The sequence below is a fragment of the Jatrophihabitans sp. genome (assembly GCF_051960575.1).
Lineage (GTDB): Bacteria > Actinomycetota > Actinomycetes > Mycobacteriales > Jatrophihabitantaceae > JBQCEE01.
Window position 1 is genome coordinate 1 of the sequence record NZ_JBQCEE010000088.1, and the last position, 2,271, is coordinate 2,271.

Annotated in this window: 2 protein-coding genes; both read right to left on the bottom strand. The window is 74.4% G+C overall.

Features of this window, described 5'->3' with window-relative positions:
• A partial coding sequence (locus ACTHMS_RS04600; protein ID WP_440305492.1) for a PAS domain-containing protein occupies positions 1–651 on the bottom strand: 651 nt, incomplete at its 3' end.
• Positions 652–767: 116 nt separating this feature from the next.
• Entirely contained in the window at positions 768–2,126 is a 1,359-nt protein-coding gene (locus ACTHMS_RS04605) for a transaminase (protein ID WP_440305493.1), read from the bottom strand.
• Positions 2,127–2,271 lie beyond the last annotated feature (145 nt).

Genomic DNA, 2,271 nt, shown 5'->3' on the forward strand with positions numbered 1-2,271 from the left:
GCGGTCGCCGAGCCGTGCCGGGCGTTCGTGGGTCCCGAGGCGGCGCAACAAGCCCGCCCCGCCCAGATCGTGGGGCGCGCCCCCGAGGATCGCCGCGAACGCCGCGTTGACGAACGACAGGCGGGCACCGACGTCCGAGGCGACGATGCCGACGGCCGCGCTCTGCGCGAGGCGCTGGAAGCGGTTCTCGGCGTCGGCGGCCGCCTCCTCGGCGAGGGCGAGCTCGTCGGTGGTCGCCCGCATCCACACGAGGAAGCGCGTGCCGTCGGCCAGCGGCTGCACACGCAGCCGCAGCGTGATGGGCAGCCCGACCGGCGACGGCGTCGAGGCCGTGTGCCAGGCACGGGGGTCGATGTCGCCGGCGTCGACGAGCTCGGTCAGCACGCGCATCCAGTGCCGCGGCCGGTCGCCGGCGCCCCGGGCCGCCTCCGTCGACGGCACAGCGACGGTGTCGGCGGTGTCAGCGGTGTCGATGCCGAGCAGCTCGCGGGCGGCGGGGTTGGCATGCTCGACCTGCGGCGTGCACCGCCGGCCGGGGGCGGTGCAGGACACGACGAGCACGGGTGGCGCGCCGTCGGCGACGGCCAGCAGCGCGGCATGGTCGAGCGCGGGCGGCGTGGGGCGCACGTGTGCGCTCTCCGGTCCGGGCATGGCCGTCTCACCTCCCTGCCCCACCTATCGGCGGATGGGCGACCGAATCAACCGGATCGCAGGCGACGATCGAGTGACCGGCGGCACGCGGCCCGACCGCGACGCGCCAGCCGGGCTCAGCCGAGCACCTCGGCGACCGCGTCACCGAGCACCTCGAGGTGCCGGTCGACCTGCGCCGCGGTGGTGGCCGGGGACATCAGCGCCATGTTGTGGAACGGCGTGAGCAGCACGCCTCGGTTGGCGAGGAAGAGGTGGAACCAGTCGTCCAGCAGCTCGTCGGTCGCCTCGTGCGCCTCGGTGCCCGACCGCGGCGGCCTCGGCGAGAAGCGGTACTCGGCGCGCGCCCCGAGCTGCACGACCGACCACGGCGCGTCGTGCGCCGCGAAGATCGCCCGGACGCCGTCGGTGTACCGCGTGGCGAGGGCGAGCATGTGGTCGAAGGCCGCCTCGGTGAGCACCTGCTCGAGCGTCGCCCGCATCGCGGCGACCGACAGCGCGTTGCCGGCGAGGGTGCCGCCGACCCCACCCATGTCGATGAGGTCGAGGTCGTCGCGGCCGAGCGCGGCGTCGGCGAACTCGGCCGACATGCCGTAGGCGCCCGCCGGGATGCCGCCCCCGATGGCCTTGCCGATCACGACCAGGTCGGGTTCGAGGTCCCACGCGCGGCAGGCACCGCCGGGGCCGACCGAGAAGGTGTGCGTCTCGTCGATGATCAGCAGCGTGCCGGACCGCCGGGTCAGGGCGCGCACGCCCTCGAGGTAGCCGGGATCGGGCAGCACGATGCCGATGTTCTTCAGCGCCGGCTCCATGAGCACGGCGGCCACGTCACCGTGGGCGAGCTGGCGTTCGAGCGCGTCGAGGTCGTTGAACTCGGCGACGCGGCTGGTGACGGTGACGTCGACCGGTGCGCCGACGTTGCCGGGACGCATGGCGCCCCCGCCGTCGGGCCCGACGACGATGAGCGACTCGTCGACGCTGCCGTGGTAGCAGTAGGCGTTGACGAGGATCTTCGGCCGGCCGGTCACCGCGCGCACGATGCGGATCGCCCAGCGGTTCGCGTCGGTCGCGGTGAGGCTGAAGCTCCATCGCGTCGGGGCGAAGCGTCGCGACAGCTCGGCCCCGACCCACTCGGCGTCCTCGGTCGGCAGCATGGCCGTGGCGCCGCCGAGGTCCGCGAACCGCTGCTGCACGGCCTCGACGACGGGGGCGGGCGAGTGCCCGGCCATCGCGGCGGTGTCGCCGAGCGCGAAGTCGGCGTAGGTGAGCCCGTCGATGTCGGTCACCTCGGCGCCGGACGCTCGATCGAGGTAGAGCGGGAAGGCGCCCGCCCGCTTGTTCATCCAGGTCATCGGGACGCGGCCGAACAGGTGCGCGGCGTCGGCGAAGGCGGCGCGCGAGCGTGGGTGGCGGGCGGTGAAGTCGGCGGCCTCGCGCGCGATCAGCGCGCGCAGGCGGTCTCGGTCGACGGCGGACATGTCATCGATTCTGCCGCCGGTCGCGGCTGGTGGTGAGCCGCAGCCGTTAGCGCCCACGTGCGGGCGCGACCCCCAACCCCCCCGGCAGTGGCCGACGCCCCGGGCGTCCCCCCACACCCCTCGCACACACGAGTTAAGAGATGAA